The 24,212-nt window shown below is 46.3% G+C and carries 17 protein-coding genes; 8 read left to right on the top strand and 9 right to left on the bottom strand.

What is annotated here, in order from left to right; translation table 11 throughout:
- Window positions 1-2: 2 nt before the first annotated feature.
- From MUB35_RS07840 to MUB35_RS07820, 5 genes are all read right to left on the bottom strand, one after another.
- On the bottom strand, window positions 3-1,856 hold the full coding sequence (locus MUB35_RS07840; protein WP_148393079.1) for a cache domain-containing sensor histidine kinase: 1,854 nt from the start codon (window positions 1,854-1,856) through the stop codon (window positions 3-5).
- Window positions 1,846-3,456, bottom strand: a complete 1,611-nt coding sequence (locus MUB35_RS07835) for a response regulator (RefSeq protein ID WP_227245311.1) — start codon at window positions 3,454-3,456, stop codon at window positions 1,846-1,848. The genes MUB35_RS07840 and MUB35_RS07835 overlap by 11 nt, the downstream gene beginning before the upstream one ends.
- A 141-nt stretch (window positions 3,457-3,597) precedes the next feature.
- Entirely contained in the window at window positions 3,598-5,253 is a 1,656-nt protein-coding gene (locus tag MUB35_RS07830) for an ABC transporter permease subunit (protein WP_033143813.1), read from the bottom strand.
- An 18-nt stretch (window positions 5,254-5,271) separates the two neighbouring features.
- Window positions 5,272-6,780 (bottom strand): sugar ABC transporter ATP-binding protein, encoded by a 1,509-nt coding sequence (locus tag MUB35_RS07825; protein ID WP_033143814.1) that lies wholly within the window; start codon window positions 6,778-6,780, stop codon window positions 5,272-5,274.
- Between the two features lie 190 nt (window positions 6,781-6,970).
- Window positions 6,971-8,275 (bottom strand): substrate-binding domain-containing protein, encoded by a 1,305-nt coding sequence (locus tag MUB35_RS07820; protein ID WP_033143815.1) that lies wholly within the window; start codon window positions 8,273-8,275, stop codon window positions 6,971-6,973.
- Window positions 8,276-8,530: 255 nt separating this feature from the next.
- On the opposite strand from MUB35_RS07820, the gene MUB35_RS07815 reads away from it, so the two are divergent.
- The 8 genes from MUB35_RS07815 (at window position 8,531) to MUB35_RS07780 (ending at window position 17,799) form a co-directional block, all read left to right on the top strand.
- The gene (locus MUB35_RS07815; protein WP_033143816.1) at window positions 8,531-9,217 is read left to right on the top strand and encodes a response regulator transcription factor; all 687 of its coding nucleotides are present in this window, start codon (window positions 8,531-8,533) and stop codon (window positions 9,215-9,217) included.
- A 16-nt stretch (window positions 9,218-9,233) separates the two neighbouring features.
- A complete protein-coding gene (locus MUB35_RS07810; RefSeq protein ID WP_244806005.1) occupies window positions 9,234-10,271 on the top strand; it encodes a sensor histidine kinase in 1,038 nt (345 codons plus the stop codon).
- Between the two features lie 71 nt (window positions 10,272-10,342).
- Complete coding sequence (locus MUB35_RS07805) at window positions 10,343-11,026, top strand: ABC transporter ATP-binding protein (RefSeq protein ID WP_033143818.1); 684 nt, start codon at window positions 10,343-10,345, stop codon at window positions 11,024-11,026.
- A complete protein-coding gene (locus MUB35_RS07800; RefSeq protein ID WP_244806004.1) occupies window positions 11,023-13,353 on the top strand; it encodes an ABC transporter permease in 2,331 nt (776 codons plus the stop codon). The genes MUB35_RS07805 and MUB35_RS07800 overlap by 4 nt, the downstream gene beginning before the upstream one ends.
- A gap of 9 nt (window positions 13,354-13,362) precedes the next feature.
- Window positions 13,363-13,926 (top strand): hypothetical protein, encoded by a 564-nt coding sequence (locus MUB35_RS07795; RefSeq protein WP_244806003.1) that lies wholly within the window; start codon window positions 13,363-13,365, stop codon window positions 13,924-13,926.
- Window positions 13,927-14,589: 663 nt separating this feature from the next.
- On the top strand, window positions 14,590-15,291 hold the full coding sequence (locus tag MUB35_RS07790; protein ID WP_244806002.1) for a LytR/AlgR family response regulator transcription factor: 702 nt from the start codon (window positions 14,590-14,592) through the stop codon (window positions 15,289-15,291).
- Window positions 15,292-15,311: 20 nt separating this feature from the next.
- Window positions 15,312-16,451, top strand: coding sequence for a M20/M25/M40 family metallo-hydrolase (locus MUB35_RS07785; RefSeq protein ID WP_244806001.1), 1,140 nt, complete (start codon window positions 15,312-15,314; stop codon window positions 16,449-16,451).
- A 58-nt stretch (window positions 16,452-16,509) separates the two neighbouring features.
- The gene (locus MUB35_RS07780) at window positions 16,510-17,799 is read left to right on the top strand and encodes a sensor histidine kinase (protein ID WP_033142160.1); all 1,290 of its coding nucleotides are present in this window, start codon (window positions 16,510-16,512) and stop codon (window positions 17,797-17,799) included.
- A gap of 82 nt (window positions 17,800-17,881) precedes the next feature.
- Here MUB35_RS07780 and MUB35_RS07775 read toward each other — a convergent pair whose 3' ends face one another.
- The 4 genes from MUB35_RS07775 to MUB35_RS07760 are packed head-to-tail and all read right to left on the bottom strand — an operon-like array spanning window position 17,882 to window position 24,138.
- Window positions 17,882-19,495 carry a response regulator gene (locus MUB35_RS07775; RefSeq protein WP_244806000.1) on the bottom strand — a complete coding sequence of 538 codons (1,614 nt, stop codon included), beginning with the start codon at window positions 19,493-19,495 and terminating at the stop codon, window positions 17,882-17,884.
- 29 nt (window positions 19,496-19,524) lie between these two features.
- On the bottom strand, window positions 19,525-21,384 hold the full coding sequence (locus MUB35_RS07770) for a cache domain-containing sensor histidine kinase (protein ID WP_244805999.1): 1,860 nt from the start codon (window positions 21,382-21,384) through the stop codon (window positions 19,525-19,527).
- Window positions 21,381-23,045, bottom strand: a complete 1,665-nt coding sequence (locus MUB35_RS07765) for a sensor histidine kinase (RefSeq protein WP_033142168.1) — start codon at window positions 23,043-23,045, stop codon at window positions 21,381-21,383. Before MUB35_RS07765 ends, MUB35_RS07770 begins: the two co-directional genes overlap by 4 nt.
- Window positions 23,005-24,138 carry a sugar ABC transporter substrate-binding protein gene (locus MUB35_RS07760; RefSeq protein WP_244805998.1) on the bottom strand — a complete coding sequence of 378 codons (1,134 nt, stop codon included), beginning with the start codon at window positions 24,136-24,138 and terminating at the stop codon, window positions 23,005-23,007. The genes MUB35_RS07765 and MUB35_RS07760 overlap by 41 nt, the downstream gene beginning before the upstream one ends.
- Window positions 24,139-24,212: the final 74 nt, after the last annotated feature.

The raw sequence follows: 24,212 nt of genomic DNA, 5'->3' as shown, positions 1-24,212 counted from the left end.
CTCTATTTACCCTGTGTTTTCCTGTCAATCATTTCTTCCCGGCTGAAGATATAGCCCTTCTCCAGAATCCTGCTGTTTTCCTCCGTATAAGGAACCGCCGGCATACAGATGGAGACGGTGGTCCCCTCATCCGGTTCACTTTCAACGGTAAGGCCATATTCTTTTCCAAAGAGAATCTGGATGCGGTTGTTCACATTCACAAGGCCAACACCGGACCCGTGTTTATGCACCCGTTTGCTGTCCGTAAGGATAAGGCTCACCTCTTCCTCTGACATTCCGATTCCGTTGTCTGCCACCGAGAAAACAATATTTTCCCCTCTCATGGTTCCGGTCACCCTGATCTCTCCGCAGTCATCCATGCTGCTGACGCCATAGGCAATGGCATTTTCCAGAATCGGCTGTAGGATCAGCTTCACCGTACAATAGGAATATATGGAAGGATCCACGTCAAATGTAACGGAAAACGCGTTTTTATACCGGACCTTCTGGATATTCATATAGCTCTGGGCATGCTGCAGTTCATCTTTTACACTGATCACCGTGCGGCCCTTGGAAAGGCTGATCCGAAAGAGCCTTGCAAGCTGTGAGATCATAAATACAGCATCATCGTTCCGCTCCCCCTCCACCATCCACGTAATCGATTCCAGGGCATTGTATAAAAAGTGGGGATTGATCTGGCTCTGCAGAGCATCCAGCTCACTTTTTCTTCTTTCATTCTGTTCCAGCACGATTTTACGCATAAGGGTGTCAATCTGCTCATAGGACCGCTGTATGGAATCCCCCAGATGCCGGATTTCCAGGGAGCCTCCCGTATAAATCTCCGGCTTTTCCCCCGCCTCATATTCCATGACCGAGTTATTCAGTTTCAAAATAGGGCTGGAAATCCTGACAGACACAACGCGGTTGATGATCACAAGCATCATTGCCATCAAGAGCATGAGCACCATGATAAAATACCGGATATTGACCATTCCGTGTGTAAATGTGGAATAAGGGATCACTCCGACCAGCTTCCATCCGGTGTAGCTTATGGTGTTGACGATCACCTTGCGGTGTTCCCCCTCAAAGGTCTCGTCGTAGACACCGTCCTTGTATTTTGCGGCTGTTTTACTGTTCTCACTGCCGATTCCATCGCTGATCTGTATCTGCCGCATGTGATAGATAATTTCCCCGTTGCTGTCGCACAGATAATAATATTGTCCGTTGTTCAGGGTATTGATCTGTTTCATCATCCGGGAGATATTGGAATAATCCATATCCACAAGCAGGACACCTAACTGGGAATCCCCCTTATTGGTCAGCTCAACCACGCGGCTCAGAGAAATCACCCAGTAATACCGGAAGGTGCCGTCATCAAACAGGTTCTGGATATGGGGTGTGGAAAAATGCATATTTTCCATTTCCCCCATAGCACGTTTGAACCAGTCCTGCCTGGTCACATCCGGGTCCTCTTTCTGGGACGCAAGGGGTTCCGCTGCCATCAGGCTGCCGTAATTATTGTAAATGGCAATGCTGCGCAGGCTGTCTCTGTTCGCCTCATACAAAAGATTCATCCCTCTCTGGATATCCATATCCTGATTGGACAGATCATTTTCTTTTATAACGTTATAATAGACCGCGTCTGAAATCTGCCGCATACTGCCCAGGTAATCTTCCAGATTCTCTCCTGCCTGTTCCATCAGTTTCTGCGTGCTTTGTATGATCTCCTGCCGGGATAAAACGGAAAATCTGATGTACATCACGATTCCCAGGATCAGCATGATGGAAATAGATATAACGGAGATGGCAAACATGATCGTTGACTGTATGCCCCTGGGCTTCGCGCTTTTCAAACGTCCGAAAAACTTATTTTTCACTTTCTGTATGCTCCGTTCTGTACTTTGAAGGTGACACTCCAAACCGCCTCTTAAATACATAACTAAAATAGTTGGGATCTGTGTACCCCACACTCTTTGCTATGATATAACTTTTCTCATTTGTCTCGATCAGCAGGCGTGACGCCCGGTCCATCCGGTAATCCGTCAGACAGCCGATAAAGGAATTGCCGGTCTCTTTTTTAAAAATCGTAGAAAAATAGGAATTTGACACGCCCAGAACCTCACAGATATTGTCCAGTGAAAGTTCCTCATCCGAATAGTTGCTGCGGATATATTCCATGGCTCTGGATACAATGGATTTCGTGGACCTGCTTCTGGCACTGATCAATTTTTCACGGAAGGACAGGCTGAGATCAGCGAGCCATTTCCGCAGCGCATCAGGTCCCAGATCAAGAAGGCTGCCATACAGTGTCCGCATATCCCCCGAAAAATCCTCCGGCGCAATATCATTATTTGCAGAAAATCGGTACAGAGCACTTACCAGTTCCATGATATCAATGTGGTGCTGCTGCAGGGATTTTGCAGGAAAAGAGATATGATCCAGATACTGATTGACTGCCCGGACAACATCATCGGCTGACTTTAAACGGATCATTTTAAACAGTTCAGACAGTTCCGCGTCGCTGGCGAAATCCGTTGTGCTCATCTCCTGGGGAGCGATCTCCTTCATATTGATCGCCCTGGAGGCACCATAGATCACCCGGTAGGAAACCGCCTCCCTGGCACCGCTGTAAGACTGGGGCAGATCCATGATATTTCTGCAGACCTGGCCGATTCCCACTGTGACCACAGCGCCGATGATACGATGTGCATATCTGCAGAACCTGTCACATTCATCGGTCAATTCCGAGACTTCATATTCATTTTTAAGCTGTGCGATCAGAATGGTATTTCCCAGATAAGAAAAGCATTTTGCCTGCCACTTTTCGCCCAGACGTTCCCTGGCCTGGTTATGGACAGACGTGGACAGCAGCAAAGGATTCATATCCTTCGGCACCTGACTGGATGATGTATGTATGACAAGACAGCAGAAACATGGTCCCGGAAAAGAAATCTGATAATCTGTGAGATACTTCGGGATCTCATCTTCATGGATCCTTCCCTCCACCAGCGTGGAGTAAAAGTTCGCCTGCAGAAGAGGCAGGGACTCCATATAACATTTCTGCAGGATTTCCACATTTCGTTTTTCACTGATCTCCTGATCCAGTTTTATTTTGAGCTGGGTGAGCACATTGGTCAGTTCTATGGAATTGACCGGTTTCAGAATATACTCCTCCACCTCCAGGTGGACAGCCTCTTTCGCATATTCAAATTCATCAAATCCCGTGAAGATCAGGATTTTGGTTGCCGGATATTCTGTTTTAATGCGGTTGGACAGCTCCATGCCGTCCATGTAGGGCATTTTGATATCGGTCATCACCACATCGGGCTGGAATTCCTCCATCATTTCCAGGGCTTTCATGCCATTGTTGGCATATCCGATGACTGAGAAGCCCAGGCCTTCCCAGTTGATTTTTTTCATGATGACCTGAATCACTTCTTCCTCATCATCTACCAAAAGCACTGCGTATGTATCCATATCTTTTGTCTCCATGTGCGTGTATATCCGCCTTGTATTGTAATAGTATAGCAAATCCAAAAATAAATGTAAACGTCAGCCTTTCCAAAATCGACCAAAAGGGTCAGAACAATCTCTGACCCTTTTGGCAAGTATATCTATTTATTTCTTCTGCACATATTTCAGACAGTCAAGTGTTACAGCCGCAATGATGATGATACCTTCAAATACAAACTGAAGGTTCGTATCAATACCTAGAATGGTAAGGGAATAGGTAAGCGCTGTGAAGATCATAACACCAACTACCACGCCTGAGATCTTACCGATACCACCGGTAAAGGATACACCGCCCACAACACAGGCTGCGATCGCATCCATCTCCCAGCCCTGACCATAGGCTGCGGAACCGGAGCCAACCATTCGTGCGCATTCAAGCCAGGAACCGAATCCGTAAAGAATACCTGCCAGAATGAAAGCCCCGACCGTTACACCGAATACAGAAATACCCGAAACTGCCGCTGCCTCCGGGTTGCCGCCCACTGCGTACAGGTTTTTGCCGAAGGTTGTCTTGTTCCAGATGAACCACACAATTGCGATTGCTGCAACTGCCCAGATAATGATGGTGGGGAAACCGTTTAGTTTAGGAATGATCATATTGGGTATCGTGGGCTCAATGGCACCGAAGGATACACCTTTAGTCGCGTATGTAACAAGTCCGAAGATGACCAGCATGTTCGCCATGGTCGATATAAACGGATGCATTTTAAATCTGGCTGTAAAAAAGCCTGCGATTGCTGTGAAGAAGGTACATAACACGATACACACCAACAGAGCCAGGATCACTCTCACACCAATAGGCATCCCTGTAAAATCAAACACATGTCCGAAAACCGCGCCTGTATTAATGCCCTGATGCATGATGATCGTTGCGGTTGTCATACCCATACCAACCATACGGCCAATGGACAGGTCCGTACCGGTAAGGAGGATCAGTCCGGCAACGCCCAGCGCCAGGAACATCCTGGGGGAAGCCTGCTGAAGAATGTTTAATACATTGTTATAGGTAAGCAGAGGTACATTTTTTACCATAGGTGTGATCGCACACAGCATGATAAAGATCAGAATGATGGCAATATACAATCCGTTCTGCAGAAGAAAGGCTCTGCGGTTGAATGTATATTTATAATTTTCCCATTTCTGCGCTCTTGACTCCACAAAGGTGAATTTTGACATCCGAAGCATATCAATCAGATGATATTTGTAGTTATATGCCATATGTCTTCTGTCTTTTACCTGCTGAAGGTCCTTTTCCAACTGCATTTTGGCGTCAAACAGCCGGTTCTTATAAACATACTTTTCATCCTTTATCTCCTGATGATCCGTAAGTTTTGACATGATCTGCTGATGCTCTTTTTCCAGTTCCGCAATCCTTCTGCGGTGTTTTTCCTGGACGGCTGCTTTTTCCTGCTCACAGCTTTCTTTGACCGGCTGATAATAATCCCTGTCAAAATGCGTTTTGAGATATGCCTCCGCGTCGGAGATCAGTTTTGAAACCTCATCTTTATTTTTTGCCTCGACCGCCTTTGCCTTCTCCATCTCTGTCCGGATTTTGGCAATCTCGGCATCTTTCTCTTCTTTTGTAAAATTACGGTCTCTCTTTATACTGTCGATTTTATTCTGAAGAGAGATCACTTTGTCTATTCCATCCACTCTGAAGCTGTCGATCTTTGCCTGAATCTTGCCGACATAATCCTCGATTGGCTGACGCAGCTGTATTTCCTGTTCAGCCGTAAGAATCTTACTGTTTCCTTTCGCCATATCCTTCCATCTCCCTCATTATAGGTATTTTGCGCTGAGTCTTAAAAGTTCTTCCTGATCTGTCTCTTTTGTGTTCACGATTCCGGAAAGGTGTCCGTTTGACATGACTCCAATGCGGTTCGTGATTCCCAGAATCTCGGGCATTTCAGAAGAGACAACAATGACGGTCTTTCCCTGTTTTGCCATATTGATGATCAGCTCGTAAATCTCGTATTTCGCACCCACGTCAATTCCTCTCGTCGGCTCGTCCATCATGAAAATCTGGGGACCGCGCTCCAGCCATTTTCCGAAAATGACCTTCTGCTGATTGCCGCCGGAGAGGCTTGAGATCATATCATCCGGGCCCATGCACTTGGTATGCATGATTTTGATCTCGTTTGCCGTTGCCTTGATCATTTTTGAATCGGAGAGTGCCACCCCCGACTTATACTGTTCCAGGTTGGCGATCGTAGTGTTAAACGTAAGGTCTCCTTTCAAAAAAAGGCCGTTTGCTTTCCGCTCCTCTGTTATCATGGCAAATCCATGTTCCATGGCTTCCTTGGCGCTGCTGAAATTCATCAGACGGTTATTAAAATAAACACGCCCGGCCGCCCTGGTGCGCACACCGAAGATGGTTTCCAGAAGCTCTGTCCTGCCTGCCCCAACCAGGCCGTACAACCCGAAAATCTCGCCTTCTCTTACGTCAAATGAAATATCCTGTAAATGAGGTTCAAACTTTGTGGACAAATGCTGAATGGACAGAATCACATCCTTTGGCGTATTGTCAACCGGCGGGAATCTGTTTTCAAGAGAACGTCCAACCATAGCTGCAATAAGTTCATTCATATCTGTGTCTTTGGAACTCTTTGTCATGACCAGATTACCGTCACGGAGTACGGATATCTCATCACAGATCTCAAAGATCTCATCCATTTTATGAGAGATATAGATCAGGGAGATTCCCTGCTCTTTTAACATTCTCATCATCTCAAAGAGCTTATCCACCTCCTGTACTGTCAGTGAGGATGTAGGCTCATCGAGAACGATCACTTTTGAGTTATAGGAAATTGCTTTTGCGATCTCACACATCTGTCTCTGTGATACAGACATATGACGCATGGACTGTGTGAGGTTTACGGTCATGCCCAGTTTTCTGAAAAGCTCTGAGGCTTCTTTTTTCATTCTGCCCTCGTCGATCACTCCCATGGAATTGGTGGGATAACGTCCGAGGAACAGGTTATCGATCACATTTCGTTCCAGACACTGGTTCAATTCCTGATGAACCATTGCGATACCGTTCTCAAGAGCATCTTTCGGTCCGGAAAAGCTCACTTCCCTGCCTTCAAGGAAGATATTGCCCTCATCCTTCTGATAGGTACCGAAAAGACACTTCATCATTGTGGACTTACCAGCACCATTCTCACCCATAAGCCCCATGACCGTTCCGCGCTTCACATCCAGGTTGATATGGTCCAGCACTCTGTTTCGGCCAAAGGACTTGCTCATACCGCGTATGGATAAGACGATATCATCTTTCTTATCTTCCATATATTTTTACTCCTGTATGATTTTTATAGTCATAAACAATAGAAAACATGCTTCGCAGGCTTTCTATTTTCGTAAATTATTAGGGAGAATTTCTTCTCCCTAATAGTCTGCATTTCAATGGATATTGTAACTACTCTTTTGCACGGTCAGCGCAGTAAATGCGCAGACCTGACTGAACAGTTATTGGATATTACTGATTAAGCAAGGATGTATAAGAAGCTGCATTGTCTGTCTTCACCATGTTGATGGCAAATGCATCGTACTGGCTTGGATTTCCGAGACGGTTTGTGATATTGGACTCTGTCTGTCCGTCACCGCCGATGTAATCCACATCCAGGTTAAGAAGACCATCATAGTTCTGAAGAAGCGGCTGGTATGTTGAGCTTAAGAAGTTATCGGATGCATTGTAGATGTCAAGCCATACCTTCTTTGTAGGATGTGAACTTTCCTCAAGCTGAGTGGAAACCGGCTCATAAACCTTTGTGGAATCTGTGAAGTCCTGGTAGTTGTCAGCAGTAACTGCTACATTCAGTGCGTAGTAGGAACGTTCGTCCTCTTTGTATACATATACGTCATCGCCCAGAACATTGCCTGCTTCATCCGCTGTGCCGATACCGGTGTCAATGTCTGCTCCGTCAAGGGCGTTGCGCAGAACACGAAGGGTCAGGTATGCCTGAACATCTGCATGCTGGCTGATCGTTCCGCCGTATCCTTCCGCGATAGCTGCTACCGCGTCGTTGTTTGCATCGTATCCGAAGGTCGGAACCTTGTTGTCCTTTGACCATGCATTGAACATGGACATGCCCATACCATCATTATTGGAAACAACAACATCAATCTCCTCACCAAAGGAGGATGCCCATGTTCCGATTGCATTGCCTGCTGTAGCCGCATCCCATGTAGCACCTGCGGAGTTCTTCATCTCCTGGGAAGCCAGCTCACGGATCGTATAGGTCTTGCCGCCTGCTTCTATGGAACCATCCTGTACGGCTGCTGCTGATCCGTCTGAATTTGTTCCGACCGGTTCACTGTTGATATCGCCGTCTTTGTCGATTCCTGTGCCAAGGGCTTTCCGAACACCTCTTGTACGAGCAATGGAATCATTATGTCCGATATCACCGATCGCCAGAACGTATCCGATCACGCCGTCACCGTTGCGGTCGATTTTATCAATATTTTTCTCGATGTAGTCTTTTACCATTTGGCCCTGAAGCTCAGCGCCCTGGTTTGCATCGAATCCGACATAATATGTATTGTCATTATATGAAAGTGCTGTCATATCAAGTGCCCCGGTAGAACTGTTGGACGGCTGGCGGTTAAACCATACTAAAGGTTTGTCTTTGTTTGCCACGTCTGATGTCTCGGCTGCCGGTTCCTCTGTTTCTGTCTTTTTTGTTGTGTCTGTCTTTTCTGACGAAGAACCGCCAGAGCCGCATGCTGTAGCTGAAAGTCCAAAAAGTACCGCCATTGTGATCAAAACAATTTTTTTCTTCATATACTTATTCTCTCCCTTTCCTTTGACACTTTTTTCCGTGTTCTTTGTTTTTGTTGATATTGACAGTATATCTGATGTAAGAGAAAGAAAACATAGAATATTTTTCTATGAACATTAAAATTTTTAAGGTTGGATTTGGTATTTATGACAATAGTGCAGGTGTTTTTGTCTACAGTTGCAGATTCCCCATATATGTGAGAAGATTAAGACAGTACCAAACAATAAAGGAAAAGTGAAAAAGGACGGTGTAAATAAATGAAACGTATATTTTTTGTAGAAGATGATTTGAGTTTGATCAATGGTCTGTCTTTTGCCATCAAAAAACAAGGATACGAAACAGACATAGCCCGCACATATCTTGAGGCGGAGAAAATGTGGATAAACGGTAAATATGACTTAGTCATTTTAGATGTCTCTCTCCCCGATGGTTCCGGCTATGATTTATGTAAAAATATCCGCAAAACATCAAAGGTGCCGATCATCTTTCTCACCGCGGCTGACGAGGAGACGGATATCATCATGGGACTTGATATCGGCGGTGATGATTACATCACAAAGCCCTTCAAGCTAGCTGTATTCCTGTCCCGGATCAATGCCCTGCTCCGCAGGAGTGACAATTTTAACCGGGCCGATGCCGAGCTTGATTCCAACGGGATAAAAGTTCAGCTCTTAAAGGGCGAAGTCTATAAAGATAATGAACTGCTTGACGTAACGGCAAGTGAATATAAACTCTTGTGTTTGTTTATGCAAAACCCGGACATTGTCCTTTCGCCTGAACAGATTTTAAGTAAACTCTGGGATTGTGATGAAAAGTACATTGACAGCAACACGCTTACCGTTTATATCCGCAGACTCCGCACAAAGATTGAAGATAACCCCAGCCAGCCGAAGAAGATCGTGACCGTCCGGCGTATGGGATACAAATGGAATACTGTGGATTAAAACGTGGAGGTGCAAAGTGAAAATACTTGTGAATAGAAAAATCAAATTATTTTTTTCCCTGTCCGTTCTGTCTGTCATAATCTTTTCCCTGCTTTCTGTTCTCTTGATCTGTTTGAACGTGAAACATGCAGCTATATATGTGCTGGCCCTATCTCTGTGCATGGTTTTCTTTATACTGGCAGTTGGGTATTGGTATTTCAATGACCAAAATAAGATCATGGAAGATGCGGTCACACAGATGAAAGAATATGTGTCCGGAAATGAAAACGCGCGTATTGAATGTAACGACGAAGGCGAATTATACCGGTTATTCCACGAGGTCAATGCGCTGGCAGCCATCCTGAATGCTCATGTTGACAATGAGAAGGCAACAAAGAAATTTTTAAAAAACATAATATCCGATATTTCCCATCAGCTAAAAACACCGCTCGCTGCCCTTAATATCTACAATGGGATATTACAGGAAGAAGCAGTGGAATACCCCACAATCAAAGAATTTGTGGATTTTTCGGAACAGGAGCTGGACAGAATAGAAACTCTTGTACAGAACCTGTTGAAGATCACAAAACTGGATTCCGGTACAATCGTGCTGGAAAAAAAGGCAGAAAATATATCCGAGATGATGAGCAAGATTGAAAGCCACTTTTCCTACCGTGCAGAACAGGAAGAAAAGAACTTCTCTCTTTTTGGTGATGACACCGTCACATTATTGTGTGACCATACCTGGATGATGGAAGCAGTCAGTAATATAGTAAAAAATGCTTTTGACCATACGGAAAAGGGAAATACCATATCGGTTGAATGGAAACAGTCCGCATCGGTTGTCCAGATCATAGTGAAGGATAACGGAAGCGGCATTCACCCGGAGGATTTACATTATATATTTAAAAGATTTTACCGAAGCCGCTTCTCCAAAGATACCCAGGGTATCGGACTTGGGCTGTCTCTTGCAAAGGCTATTGTGGAAGCACACAGCGGAACCATTGAGGTTGACAGTGAACTGGGAGCAGGTACCACATTTACACTCAGTTTCTTAATTCCTACAAAATTGTAGGCTTATTGTCATCTGCCAGTAAGGTTCACATGGTAGACTTTCCTTATCAAGAAAGAAAGAGGTGTTTCATTATGGACTTATTGGAAGTCAAATCCATTTCAAAAACTTATGGCAGCGGCGAAACAGCCGTACACGCTTTGAAAAAGGTCAGCTTTTCCATACCAAAAGGTGAATTTGTGGCAGTGGTCGGTGAGTCAGGTTCCGGCAAAAGTACACTTCTCAACATGCTGGGCGCCCTGGACACCCCAACCTCCGGCAAGGTCATTATCGACGGTAAGGATACTTTTTCCATGAAAGAGCATAACCTTACGGTTTTCCGGCGCCGGAATATCGGCTTTATCTTCCAGGCGTTTAACCTGATTCCGGAACTGACAGTGGAGCAAAATATCATTTTCCCTGTGCTTCTTGACTATCAGAAGCCCAACAAAAAATATCTGGAGGAGCTTCTTCATGTGCTCAATCTGGAAAAACGCCGCCATCACCTTCCCAGTCAGCTATCCGGCGGCCAGCAGCAGCGAGTGGCCATAGGGCGTGCATTGATCACCCGGCCCTCCCTCATCCTGGCGGATGAGCCTACCGGAAACCTGGACTCTCAAAACAGCAGTGAAGTAATCGCGCTCCTGAAAGAAGCATCGAAAAAATATGAGCAGACCATTATCATGATCACACACAATCGGAGTATCGCACAGACGGCTGACCGTGTATTACAGGTAACGGATGGTGTACTGACCGATCTGGGGAGGTGCCATGAATGAAAAGCTATCTGAACCTTGTTCCCATTTCAGCGAAAGTGCATAAACGGCAGAATCGGATGACAATATTATGCATCATCATATCCGTACTGCTGGTGACAACTATTTTCAGCGGAGCGGATATGATGATCCGGACAGAAAGTATCTTTTTGCAGAAAAAGCATGGCAGCTGGCATATTCAGTTAGAAAATCCGCCAAAGGAAGCCGCAGATAAGATCATCAGGCGCCCTGATGTTACCGCCGTGGGATGGTCAGAGAAATTTAATGATGACGCAGAACTGCCTTATTACATCGGTGAAAAAAAAGCAGTCCTGTGCGGCACCGATGAAACCTATATGACCCGGCTTACAGATGGACTTGAGGAAGGCAGTTTTCCGCAGAAGGATAACGAGATTCTCCTCAGCAGCAATGCAAAGATTGCTCTCCATGCACAGATTGGCGAAAGCATAACCTTACGCACCCCTGCCGGTGATACAGACTTTATTGTGTCCGGTTTTGGCTCTGATGAAAAAGAGTATTATCAGGGACAGACCTATCTGGTGGCCGTATACATGACACGGAATGCTTTTACCGGAATCATGGAACAAAATGGCATAAAAAACAATCCATTCTGTTATATCCAGTATCAGGATGCCGGCAAGGCTGAAAAATCCATGTCGGATTTACAGGAACAATATCAGCTTCCGAAGGAAAGTATCTCTGAAAATACGGCGGTCATGGGGATTGCAGGAAAAAGTAAGAATACGTCCATAATGAGTTTCTACGGGATAGCGGCTGTTTTATTTGTACTGGTGTTGTCAGCAGGGGTATTGATGATTTCCAGCAGTATGAACAGCAATGTGGCCCAGCGGACAAAATTCTTTGGTATGATGCGCTGTATCGGTGCAAGCCGCAGCCAGATCATTCGTTTTGTCCGGCTGGAGGCTCTGAGCTGGTGTAAAACCGCCGTGCCTGTAGGCATGGTTCTGGGCACAGCAGTCAGTTGGGTACTTTGCGCGATACTGCACTATGGCATTGGCGGTGAATTCTCCGTGATGCCGGTATTTGCACTCAGTCCTGTCGGACTCATAAGCGGTGCGGTGGTTGGTGTGGTAACTGTGCTTCTGGCGGCTCGTTCCCCGGCAAAACGCGCTGCCAAGGTTTCCCCGATGGCAGCAGTCTCAGGCAATGGGGAGACAAAGCCCTCTGTAAAACATGCGGTTAAATCAGGGTTCGGCAAAATCGAGTGGACATTAGGTGTTCATCATGCCATAGCTTCCAAAAGAAACTGGCTTATGATGACAGCGTCCTTTTCCCTCATTATCATTCTGTTTCTCTGCTTTTTTGTAGGAATCGATTTTGCAGGCCAGCTTCTTCCGTCTTTTCGTTCCTGGCAGCCGGATATCAGTCTGAACGGTTATGCCAATTCTCTGGTACTTGACCGGCAGCTCAGTGATGAAATCAGTCAGATACCTGGTGTTTCACATGTATTCGGCAGTTCCTACATCAATAAGGTTCCGGTGACCTCCTCACGGGAGGGCATTGAGAATATTAATCTGGTTTCCTATACTGACTATCTGCTGGATGGCTCAAAAGACAGAGTCGTTCAGGGCGATATTTCCACAATCTATGGTGACAGCAATTGTGTCATGATCATCCGCAATAAGGACAATCCAATGAAAGTGGGCGATACCATCCGGATTGGCGAAAATGAGATGAAGATCACCTGCGCCGTATCAGACGGTTTATATCCAAGCGAAATGGGCGTAATATGTTCCCAGGAAACCTTTGACCGGCTGATGGGGGAACAAAATTATAGTCTGATCTGTATACAGCTCGATAAAGATGCCACGGAGAAAACCGTGCAGAAGATCAGTGATCTTACACAAGACGATGTGATTTTTACAGATAACCGACAAAGTAATCAGGAAATCAAGGCTACCTATCTGGCCACGCGTTTCATTGGTTATGGTTTTCTGGCAGTGGTTGCCATGATTACGCTGTTTAATATTATCAACAGTATTTCCATGAGTGTGACCGCCAGGATAAAACAGTACGGTGCCATGCGGGCTGTCGGCATGGACGGAAACCAGCTCACCGGGATGATTGCCGCCGAGACTTTTACCTATGCGGTTTCCGGCCTGATCGTCGGTTGTGTGATCGGACTTTTGCTCAGCGGTTTCCTGCATGTCAGACTGCTCACACATTTCTTCGGGATTCCATGGGAATTCCCGGTAGTCTTACTGGGCGTGATCATTGTGTTTATTCTGGTCTCTGCCGCCGCCGCTGTCTATGCTCCCGCCAAACGACTGCGGAATATGGTTGTTACGGAAACTATAAATGAACTGTAAGGAGGAATTATGTTAAAGCGCAGATTTATTCCTGCATTGCTGCTCGTGGTGACGTTTATGTTCTGTCTCACCGGATGTTCCGATATTGGCCGCGGCTTACTGAATGAGTTAGAAGATAATAAGGAAGGAATAAAAAGTGAACTGGGAGAACTGAAAGACGGTTTGAAGGCTGAAATCAATGAATGGATGGGCTTTGCCAGCAAATATGCCATAACGAAAGACAAAGATTTGAAGGGTGAACGAAAACTTGGCGTTGATGAATATGCCGGAAGTTATGAAGCATCCTATACACAGTTTAATGGAAAGGAGTATATCTTCGGTGGTACTTTGCTGAAACGTGAGTTCGGCACTGCACTGAAAGCAGCTTACTCACTAAAGATCCAATCCGGTACTGCAGCCTTATATTGGCTGGGCAGTCCTGACAGCCATATCATTTCCGGAGATAAGGAGGTTTATATGATTACAAAAGCAACTGCTGATGATGTTTATGAATTTACAATGACCGCCGGGGATAATTTTATTGTTTTGGAGGGCAATGACTTTACCGGCAGCCTGTCACTAAAAGTAGAATGAGGAATAAAAATCCTTTTGGAAAAACTGTTTCATCCGGAATTATATGGCTTGGCTGTGCGCTCTCCTGTTTATTGCTGGTGCCTGTCTGCATACTTTTTGTGATAATTGATGTTCTTATTGAAATCATAAACACATTCCTGCGTTTCGCAGAGGGGAGAAAAAATAGATGAAGATTCTGGTGCTTTTATTATTTTTATTATTCATCTTAATATGGGTGATTGGGTTTCTGTTCTCACATAAAATTGCTCTGGGGATATTGGTTGCTGTTATTATTCTCTGCCGGATGAAAAAAAGTCAAAAATTATAAAAGGTTAAAATGTCGTAATCTGGAGGAAAAACAAGTGGGGGGTATGTTTTTCTTTCAGATTACTTTTATTTTACTGTTTTGTACAATAACTTCTCAATAAATAATTTCACACTTCCAACTCTGTAAATTTTTACTTCACAGCTCGTTTTATGCTACCAATTAAATTTGAAATTGCAATTCTTCTCTGCATATTTTCTCTCCTCATTATTCAGATGCTACATATGGCGTAACATGGATTTCTGCTATCCTTTCACCCTTAATCTGCCAAAATACTATTGTAACCTCCACCCCGAATAAGTTATAATCTTATAATATAATTCTTAAATATACATTAACACTGAAAGGATTACTGACCTATGCTGAATCTGGTAATCTGCGATGATGAGCGGACACTGCGGAATGATTTGAGAAAAGTATTGGAAACAGAGCTGGAACTGTGCGGGGAGACATTTAAGATTGCGGAATTTGACTGCGGAGAATCACTTGTCCGTGCGCTTAACGACTCTGTGTTTGATATTATATTTCTGGATATAGAGATGAAGGATTTGGACGGCGTTGCAACCGCGAGGGAGATAAGGAAAAGGACTTCCGCACCGGAGATTATTTTTGTTACCTCCTATCCTGACTTTGTATTCCAGGGATATGAGGTACAGGCCCTCAATTACATATTGAAACCATATCAGAAAGAGAAGATCATCTCTGTCCTGCATACCGCCCTGGAACGCCTGGGCAGGGATTCTGAAAAATATTATATGGTGGAATCCAGGGGACAGACCCTGCGCCTTCCCTTAAGCCGGATAAAATATTTCTTCAGTGACCGGCGGTCCGTAAACGCTGTCACAGCAGAGGAGACCCATACCTTTTACGGAAAGCTTTCCGAACTGGAGACAGAACTGCCTGAAAATTTCGTGCGGATCCATAACCGTTACCTTGTGAATCTGAAATATGTACAGTCCATACAGGGAAATTCCGTCCAGATGGCTGGGGAAGAATTTCCGGTGAGCCGTTCCTGCAAACAGGATCTGGCGATTGCCTTTGCAAAATATATGCTGAACTAAGCAGAAAAGGAGCAAGAAAAATGAATAAAAAAACAAAAATGATCATAGAAGAATACACCGCCTCCCAGACACAAACAGCTGAAACGCTTCTCATGGAGCTTGGAAAAATCCCGGCCCCCAGTCACCAGGAAGACAAACGTGCCGTATTCTGCCGGGACTGGCTTCTCTCCCAGGGAGCCGAAGATGTTACGATTGACGCTGCTAAAAATGTGGTGTGTAAAATTGGTGTAAAAAAAGATACGGATCTTATTGTATTTATGGCACATATGGATATCGTTTTTCCTGACCTTGAACCTCTGACTATGAAACAGGAAGGCAGAAGACTGTATGCACCCGGAATCGGGGATGACACTGCCAATCTGGTCAATCTTCTCATGGCAGCAAAATTTCTTCTGCAGAATAAACCGAAAATGAATACCGGATTCCTCATCGTCGCCAACGCCTGCGAAGAAGGTCTGGGTAATCTGGACGGATGTAAAGAGATCTTCCGCACTTATGGCAGTCAGATACGGGCATTTTATTCCTTTGACGGCAGCCTGTCCAACTGCACCTGTGAAGCTGTAGGCTCTTACCGGTACAAAATCACCGTAAAAACAGCAGGCGGACATTCCTGGTCTGATTTCGGCACTCCCAATGCCATTGAAATCCTGTGCAGGTTAGTTGAAAAATTATATCATGTGCAGGTTCCCACAGAAGCCAGGACTACCTATAATGTGGGCTATATCCAGGGCGGCACTACTGTCAATTCCATTGCGCAGGAGGCATCCGTATTATATGAATTCCGCTCCACCAGCCAAAAATGCCTGAAGATCATGCAGCAAAACTTTGACGACATCCTTGAAGACATGAAAGGTGCATTTACCATTGAAACTGAGCTTATGGGCGTACGTCCCGGAAACGGAGACATTTCCGCAGAGGCATTAAAAGCCTTCACAGAAAAAAATGCTGAGATCATCCAAATGTTCTGTCCCGGAGAAATCGACTACAATGCCGCTTCCACGGACTCCAATATTCCTCTCTCCCTGGGTATTTCAGCCAACACCATCGGAACCATTGCCGGAAAAAATGCCCATACCAGAGAAGAATGGGTGGACCTGGATTCCATTCCGACAGGAATGAAGATTGCGCTTGGATTAATGCTGCAGTATACAGAACTGTGAGCAGCCGCGGCTGTCCATGTAAAGCTGCCATTATTTTATACAAGCTTAGGAGGATAAAATGACATCTCAACTAATCTATTGGCTGGAATACATCGTCAATTTCACAGGTACCATTGCCTATGTATTTTTCCTTTACCTTCTGATTCGCCGTTTTCTCATACTCCGAAGTGAAAGGAAGCTTTTTATCCTGGCATCCTTTCTGATGCTGACCACCTTATCCGGACCCATCATATATCCGGAGGAGCTGACCGGAACCATTTCGGTTCTTTTCCTCTTTCTGTTGTATCTGCTGATATTCTTTAAAGGGAAAATACTGGAGCGTGTTTCTGTTTGTATAGTATTGTATCCAATACTGGTGACTCTTAATTTTATAACTGAAAATATTGGTTTCCAGATCTGGCTGGCCAATAGGGATATGTCCCCATTGGCACAGACTGCTCTGCATTCTTTTACCACCTATCTTCGTATCCCTGCCTGGTTTCTGATCTGGCTGCTTTGCCGCAGATGGGTCCCCAGGGCCAGGGAGCTGACAGAACGTATGTGGCTTGTCATAGATATCATCTGCCTCGCTTCGGCGATTGGTCTTATTACTTTTATCTATAACTCTCCCCAGGAGGGAGCCCATACCACATATCCCGCCTGTATCGCCTGCATTCTGACCAGTATAGGATGTCTCTATCTGACTTCCTATGTGGCAAAGACCATCCGAAACGAGTTTGAAATACAGAACCTGAAGTACCAGCAGTCTTATTACGAGGAATTGGAGGAAAACCAGAAAACCGTCAGGAAAATACGCCATGACATGAAGAATCATCTGAGTGTCATCTATTCTTTTATCCAGAACCGAGATTTTGAAGGCGCTGCGAAATATTTTCGGGAGCTTTCAGGAGAGCTGACAGTGAATAACCGTATTTTCTGTAAAAACAGTATTGTTAACGCTGTGCTGAACAGTAAATACAGTGCCGCACTGGATAAAAAGATAGACTGCTTTTTCAATATTTCCATTGACGGACTGCTGGGAATCGATGATGTAAGTCTCTGTTCCCTGTTCTCCAATACTCTTGACAATGCCATCGAAGCATGTGAAAAAATACAGGACATCTCCAAACGGCAGATATCGCTGAAGGCGAGGTATGATAAGGGATTCCTCAGCTATGAGATTTCTAATTCCAAGGCGAATCCCGTCACAGTAAAAAAGGACCGCTTTGTAACAGAGAAAAAAGACAAGAGTTCCCATGGATTTGGGGTGCAGAATGTCCGTGATGTGGTGGATAAATATGCAGGGAATCTGGATATTGCTTATACGGATGATCGGTTTACCGTTACTGTTTTGATTGGGAATCTGTAGCTGCCAGCCGTCACTATACTGTAAAAATCCAGAGCAATGCCGCCAAATGCATTGCCCTGGATTTTTTAATGATACTCTGTTGTTACCGTCCCGCCCTGTCACTCAGTCTGTAATCCTTCGGAGACATCCCTGTATATTTCTTGAACTGTGCCGTGAAATATTTATAATCACTGTATCCCACATCCCCGGCAATTTCATAGACCTTTTTTGTGGTGGTACCAAGCAGTTCTTTTGCCTTTTCCATCCGGATACCGGTCAGATATTCCATATAATTCTGTCCCGTCTCCTTTTTGAAGATAAAAGAAAAATAGGTCGTTGACAGATACAGATTCTGGCATATTTCGTCCAGGGAGATCTTTTTGCTGTAGTTCTCGGCTATATAAGCCTTTGCCTGGCCAATCACAAGCCTGTCCCTGGCCGGTTCCTCCACGCCGTTTTCCTTCATCATGAGCACCATGCCTCCGGCTGCCCGCTGCATGATCTCTTTTAATTCTTCCATGGAAAAGACATTCTTCACCCTTGTCTCAAAAGAGCCGTCCGGGTAACTCTGCTCCTGTGCAGGTTTCAGAATGCCGTAGACCGCATTTTTCAGCATGATTCCCAGGACATAACAATAGTTTTTTATCAGCTCCGGATTCATTTTCTTGTGCTCGAACTCCGCGAACATTTTTTCGATGGAAGACCTTACCTCTTCCTCTTTTCCTGCCAGTACCAGCTCCGTGATACTGCTTATCTCTCTGGGGTATTCCTGAATCCACTGTTTTTCAAACTCATATTCAATTCCGTCCCGGAAGAGATTTACAATCTGGCCTGCCTCATGGAAATTGGAATCTATGGCTTTTTTCGCCTGGGCATAGGACTTGTACAGATGGGTGATGGAGGGGTATATCATTCCGATTCCAACACGCACTTCAGGTCTGGCCTCACCGAAGCATTCCTCTTTCATCTTTTCTGCTGCCCTCTTCAGATTGACAGCGAGCAGATTTTCTTTCTGCATCTCCAAATCAGAAAAGACCAGCACCATCTCCTGTGCACTGCGTATCACAGAAACCCCTTCCGGGACATACTCCCGTAAGATTTTCCGATACGCCTGTTTGATTTCTTCTGTCTCAGCGTCCTGAGAGACTGCAGTCCGTATGACAGCCGCCTGTACATTCCGGGTGGACAGCTCCAGCTCCAGACGCATGATCTCTTCCTCCAGGTTTGTATAGGCTTTCCTCTCCCCCTCCAGAAGTTCCAGAAGAAGTGTCTCTCTCAGCTTTTCCATGCCCTCGTTTAATACCAGCATGCGGCGCTGTTCCTCTGCCTCCTCACGGGACCGCCGGTCCAGCTTTTCTTTCAGTCTGCCGAAGACCGCTTCAATCTCCTGCTTTCTCACAGGTTTTACCATATATTCAAAGGCCCCGAAGGAGACAGCCGCCTTCGCATATTCAAACTCGGCAAAGCCGCTCAGAATGACGATTTCTATCTGCGGATACTGTTCTTTCACCTTTTTGGACAGCTCCACGCCATTCATTCCCGGCATTTTTACATCCGTGAGTATCACATCCACGCCGGTCTCCTCCAAAAGCTTCAGCGCTTCCTCCCCGTCTTCTGCCTCTGCTGCTATCTCAAATCCGTTTTCCTCCCATTTGACACCTCTTTTGATTCCCCGGCGGATGATGGATTCATCTTCCACCAACATGATCTTATACATGATTTCAAGCCTCCTTTTCTGCTCCCATATCAGCTTCTGATGACATTTTCTCCCTGTGTACGGGCCCCGGTCTCCCAGGGAATCCTTATGACAGCCCGAGTCCCCATACCTTCTTTTGACTCATAGGAAAGACCGTATGCTTCCCCGTAATAGAGACGGATCCGCAGATTCACGTTCTTGGTGCCAACGCTTCTGGCCGGATCATAATTGCTGTCCTTCATATAATCTGTCACTTCCTTCAGGCGTTCTTCTGTCATGCCTCTTCCGTTGTCCTCGACCCAGAATTCTACTCCGTGTTCCGTGCGGCGGCCCGTAATCCTGATGCGGCCGCCCTGTTTCATACTGCGTATCCCGTGTTCAAAGGCGTTCTCTATGACAGGCTGGAGGATCAGTTTGATGGTCCTGGCGTCCAGGATATCCGGGTCTGTCTCCCATTGGACTTCAAAATTCTTTTCATATAATATGGCAAGTATCTGCAGGTAACTTTTTGCGTTTTCTATCTCCTCCCGGATGGTCACAAACTCCCCGGCAGTTGAGACACAGAGTTTGAAATAATCACCCAGGACGGCGATCATCTCCTCTGTCTGTTCATATCCTTTTTCCTCAGCCATCCAGTAAATGGTTTCCAGCACATTCAAAAGAAAATGAGGATTGATCTGCTGCTGCATAGCATTTAATTCCAGCTCTTTGATGCGCATCTGGATCTTCTCCTCACCGATTCTGCTCATATACATCTTATCGCGCAGTTCCCGCTGTTTTCCGATCATCTCTGTCAGTTTTTGTTCCAGCATGTGATGCTCATCGCCGGACGGAGCTGCTGTACTTTTCTCTTCTGTGACTTCCTGTGTATCTCCTTTCAGACCTGCGCGGTACATTTTTTCCATGATCTGCCCAAGAGGGATTGTCAGGCTTTTTGCCAGCAGATACATGCAGGCCGCTGAAAAAAGAAGAAGGATGAGGGCCAGCAGCCCTTGAATACCAAAAGGATTTTTCGAAGAGATGGTGTCACCGGAAATGGCAAGTTTCCAGCCATTTCTCAGGAGTATGGTATTCACCGCCTCCGGGGCCTCTGCATCCACCGAGGTCTTTGTCTCATCCGAAAGCTCTGCCTCATCGGCAGCCTCCGCATCATTTGCAGCCTCTGCCTCATCTGTAGCCTCTGCCTCATCTGTAGCCTCTGCCTCATCTGTAGCCTCTGCATCATCAGCAGCCTCCGCATCACTAAATAACACTTGTCCCTCTTCCCCCGTCAGGCAGAATCTCTGCTCCTGTGTCCGTTTCAGCAGTGCGACTATTTCCTGGAATGCCTCCATATTACATCTAAGAATCAGATAACACGTAATCTGTTCCGGCTCCAGACCGGGTCTCAGGAGACCTGCCAAATACACATTTCCGTCTTCCCCTGTAAGGAAAACCGGCTTATTCGCAGTTATTTTCTCCCCTTCGGATTCCATAAGCTTCTGAAAATAACTAGCCTCCGCCTCCATATCCTGACCTTTTAAGAACACACTGCCGTCCTCTGATAAAATAATCCCATAGTCAAAGAATGCCTCCTCCCTGCAGGCATGGTACAGGATACTCTCTATTCTGGACGCAGTGGTTTCCTCCCGGTAACCGCTGTTTTCATGATACAGATAGACATCAGCCAGCAGATCCGGGTTTTCTGTCAGATATCTGACTTTCTGCTCATACTCTTCCAGATAGGCATTTAACTGGTTCTGCCCCTGTTCCAGATACATGTTCGTAAACCGCTGCTTACCATTTTCCGCCTGATACCGGCCGCTCCACCCGGAAAAGCAGAGGAGAAGCAGTATAGGGAAAAGGCAGAGGAGGCAAAAGAAGAGGACCATCCTGCGTTTTATGGATAGTTTTCTCAATATTTCCGTCATACATCCCCCTCCTTTATGGGCACCAGAATGTTGATCCCGCTTTCTTCTATTGCTATCCCATAAGCCTCTCCGAAATAAAGCTTCAGGCGCTGATCCACATTGTCACAGCCGGGCAAATCCTGTTTTTCCTGAAAATGCTGTGCAGTGGTCTGCGGCACACCGCCTATAAAAAAACGTATCCTGTCCTCTTCCCGCTTTCCCTCCACATAAAATTGAATTTCCTTTGCCCGTTCTTCCAGAGCCTCATTGATCATGTCCTCCATGACCGGCTGAAGGATCAGTTTCATTACCTGACAGTCCTCTATTCCCTCCTGGATTTTCCAGGAGATTTTGATCCTGTCCCCAAAGCGCAGGTTCTGAAGAAACAGATAGTTCTCCACGCTCTTAGCCTCCTGCCCTACCGTTGTGTACTCCTGCCCTTTGCTGATAATGGTGCGAAAATAATTCCCCACCGCGATCACCACGTCACTGATTTCCTCCGCTCCCTCATACTGCCCGTTCCAATAGATTGTCTCCAGGGTATTGTAGAGAAAATGGGGATTGATCTGTTTCTGCAGAGCGGAAAGCTCCGTCTCTTTTTTAATGCGTTCCAGACGGCTCTCTTTGAGTTCCATCTGCAGCACTTCATTTCCCATATGCCCCAGGCGCTCATTCATCCGGTTGAAGCCCCGGATCAGTTCATGGTATTCATCCCTTCCTCCGTCTGTCAGAAGTTCACTCCACCCGTCACGTTCCATAGCTCTCGTCAGCCTTCCGAGAGGTTCCGTGATACTGGCTGTCATGATCCTCGAGAGAAAGAATACCACCAGAAGTCCTGCTGCCAGCAAAACCACCAGAACAGCAGTCTGCTGATAGACACCACCCAGCAGATAAGAATAGGGCACTCCGTTTACGATTTTCCACTGCATGGCTGTGATCACATGGCCGGAGGTGAACATCCTTCCCTGGTCCGTGGAAGTGATGTTCCCCTTCTCCCCGGACATCCGGTCAAAGGCATTCTCCCCTGCCACCAGCACGCCGCTTCCGTCAAATATGGCTGTTTTCCACTGCTTTCCCGCCCCTGCGTTTTGGCACAGCGTCTCCGCATAATCCTTTTTCAGGGCCAAGACAATATTACCGTAGGGTTCCATTGTCTTGGAGATCACAATATAATTCTCCCGGTCTGTACCGATTTCTTTCGGGATAAAGCTCCACAGCGGCCCCTCCGAGGCTTTTGTCCTGGCAAGCAGGGGGGATTCCTTTTGCGTGACCGGCGATGGATAATAAAACTTCGCCCCGTCGGCACTGCTGATCTCCACAGTATCTACCTCCTGGTTCTGCCCGAAAATGCTGTTTATCAGAAGGCGCATTTCGTTCTCCGTCTTCTTTTTCTCATCCCAGTCCGCGCTGCTGTAGACTGAGAGCTGCCGCAGAAGCGTCTCGTTCTCCTCCACGGCCTCTATCTGGCTGATGTATTTTGAGAAATGCTGCTCCATGTTTCCGGAAGAAATGTCTGCCATGGCGGCAGAATATTCCACAGCCATACCCTTCATTTCCTCATAGGAACGTACAGCACTGCAGATTCCCAGGATCAGGACAGGTACAATGGATGCCAGGAAGAAGAAGGTCCTCAGGCGTTTTTCAATTTTCAGTTTCCGTATCCGGCGAATCATTGTATGCATAGCCCCACTGCTCCTCTGCTTTTTTATACCAGTGCCGCCCGTCTTCCACGTTGTCCCGGTCCATATAATACGGAGGTATGACCGCGTGTCTTCCACGCTCATCCTCCTGCACTTCATAGGTACCGAACCAGGTATCCGCCAGGGTATATTCCCCCACAGGCACCTCTTTTCCGGAAAAAATGTAACCATCCAGCATCTGCACCAGCACATCCCCGTACGCCAGGGCATCCTGCACTACACTGCCGTCGTAATACCCTCCGCGGATCTGTTTTCCGGCAAATGGGTCCCCGTCAATGGTGACAAAGATAATATGTCCCGCCTCCCCTGTCTTTTTCCACATTCCCGCCTCCTTAAGAGCCTGCACAAGACCTCTTGCCGGATGGTCACTGGAACAGTGGACTGCGTCTATCTGCGTGCCATCCGCCAGAACATCTGCAAGCCATGACCTGGCCTCCTCCGGGTCGCCTTTCAGATCAGCGGAGATACACCGGATTTCTTCGTATTTTCCGATTTCCTCCTCGAATCCCTGTTTTCTGGCTTTCCAGGCGCTGCTCTCCTCACTGCCGTAGCCATGGCAGACAATGCCTTTTGGCTCCCCGTATTTCTCTGTGAGAAGCCTGACGATCTCCTGTGCCGCCATTTTTCCGGCTTTATAGTTGTCAAAATTTATGGTAAGACTGACCTGTCCGCCTGTAGATTCGGTATCTACCAGAACAACGGGAACGCCTTTTTCATTTATCTGCTCAATAGCAGAGTTGATGCCGTCCTTGTCGATGGACGCCGCCACGATCACATCCGGGTTACCGGCGCAGAAGTTCAGCATCTGCTGATTCTGCCGTGTCTGGTCGTAATCCGCCACTGCCTCCCGGAATTCCCATCCCGCTTCCTGGGTATCATTTCTGAGAGAGGCGTCTAACAGACGATGAAAATATGTGTTCATGCTTTTCTGTACAAATGCCACTTTCCGGTCATCTGTCTGCATGGTGTTTGTCTCTGAAGGTTCTTCCCGTTCTGTATCCCTGCTGCCGCATCCGCTTGTTGTAAGGGCCAATGCCAGCAGGAGGACAGCAGACAGAAATCGTATTTTTCTCATATTGCTCCCTCCGTTTCCATTTTCTATTTTATCATACCACAGGTTTTGGGAACAGGAAAACAGACCGGCCCATG

The organism is Blautia sp. NSJ-175, assembly GCF_022867815.1.
In the GTDB taxonomy this organism is placed as follows: domain Bacteria; phylum Bacillota; class Clostridia; order Lachnospirales; family Lachnospiraceae; genus Blautia; species Blautia celeris.
Note: the sequence above shows the minus strand (reverse complement) of the source record. Positions and strands in the feature narration are given on the sequence as shown.

Coding starts and splice junctions, on each gene's coding strand:
- MUB35_RS07770 (WP_244805999.1), bottom strand. CDS start 21,384: ATGACGGAAATATTGAGAAAACTATCCATAAAACGCAGGATGGTCCTC.
- MUB35_RS07830 (WP_033143813.1), bottom strand. CDS start 5,253: ATGGCGAAAGGAAACAGTAAGATTCTTACGGCTGAACAGGAAATACAG.
- MUB35_RS07775 (WP_244806000.1), bottom strand. CDS start 19,495: ATGTATAAGATCATGTTGGTGGAAGATGAATCCATCATCCGCCGGGGA.
- MUB35_RS07825 (WP_033143814.1), bottom strand. CDS start 6,780: ATGGAAGATAAGAAAGATGATATCGTCTTATCCATACGCGGTATGAGC.
- MUB35_RS07800 (WP_244806004.1), top strand. CDS start 11,023: ATGAAAAGCTATCTGAACCTTGTTCCCATTTCAGCGAAAGTGCATAAA.
- MUB35_RS07765 (WP_033142168.1), bottom strand. CDS start 23,045: ATGCATACAATGATTCGCCGGATACGGAAACTGAAAATTGAAAAACGC.
- MUB35_RS07835 (WP_227245311.1), bottom strand. CDS start 3,456: ATGGATACATACGCAGTGCTTTTGGTAGATGATGAGGAAGAAGTGATT.
- MUB35_RS07785 (WP_244806001.1), top strand. CDS start 15,312: ATGAATAAAAAAACAAAAATGATCATAGAAGAATACACCGCCTCCCAG.
- MUB35_RS07760 (WP_244805998.1), bottom strand. CDS start 24,138: ATGAGAAAAATACGATTTCTGTCTGCTGTCCTCCTGCTGGCATTGGCC.
- MUB35_RS07780 (WP_033142160.1), top strand. CDS start 16,510: ATGACATCTCAACTAATCTATTGGCTGGAATACATCGTCAATTTCACA.
- MUB35_RS07820 (WP_033143815.1), bottom strand. CDS start 8,275: ATGAAGAAAAAAATTGTTTTGATCACAATGGCGGTACTTTTTGGACTT.
- MUB35_RS07790 (WP_244806002.1), top strand. CDS start 14,590: ATGCTGAATCTGGTAATCTGCGATGATGAGCGGACACTGCGGAATGAT.
- MUB35_RS07805 (WP_033143818.1), top strand. CDS start 10,343: ATGGACTTATTGGAAGTCAAATCCATTTCAAAAACTTATGGCAGCGGC.
- MUB35_RS07795 (WP_244806003.1), top strand. CDS start 13,363: ATGTTAAAGCGCAGATTTATTCCTGCATTGCTGCTCGTGGTGACGTTT.
- MUB35_RS07815 (WP_033143816.1), top strand. CDS start 8,531: ATGAAACGTATATTTTTTGTAGAAGATGATTTGAGTTTGATCAATGGT.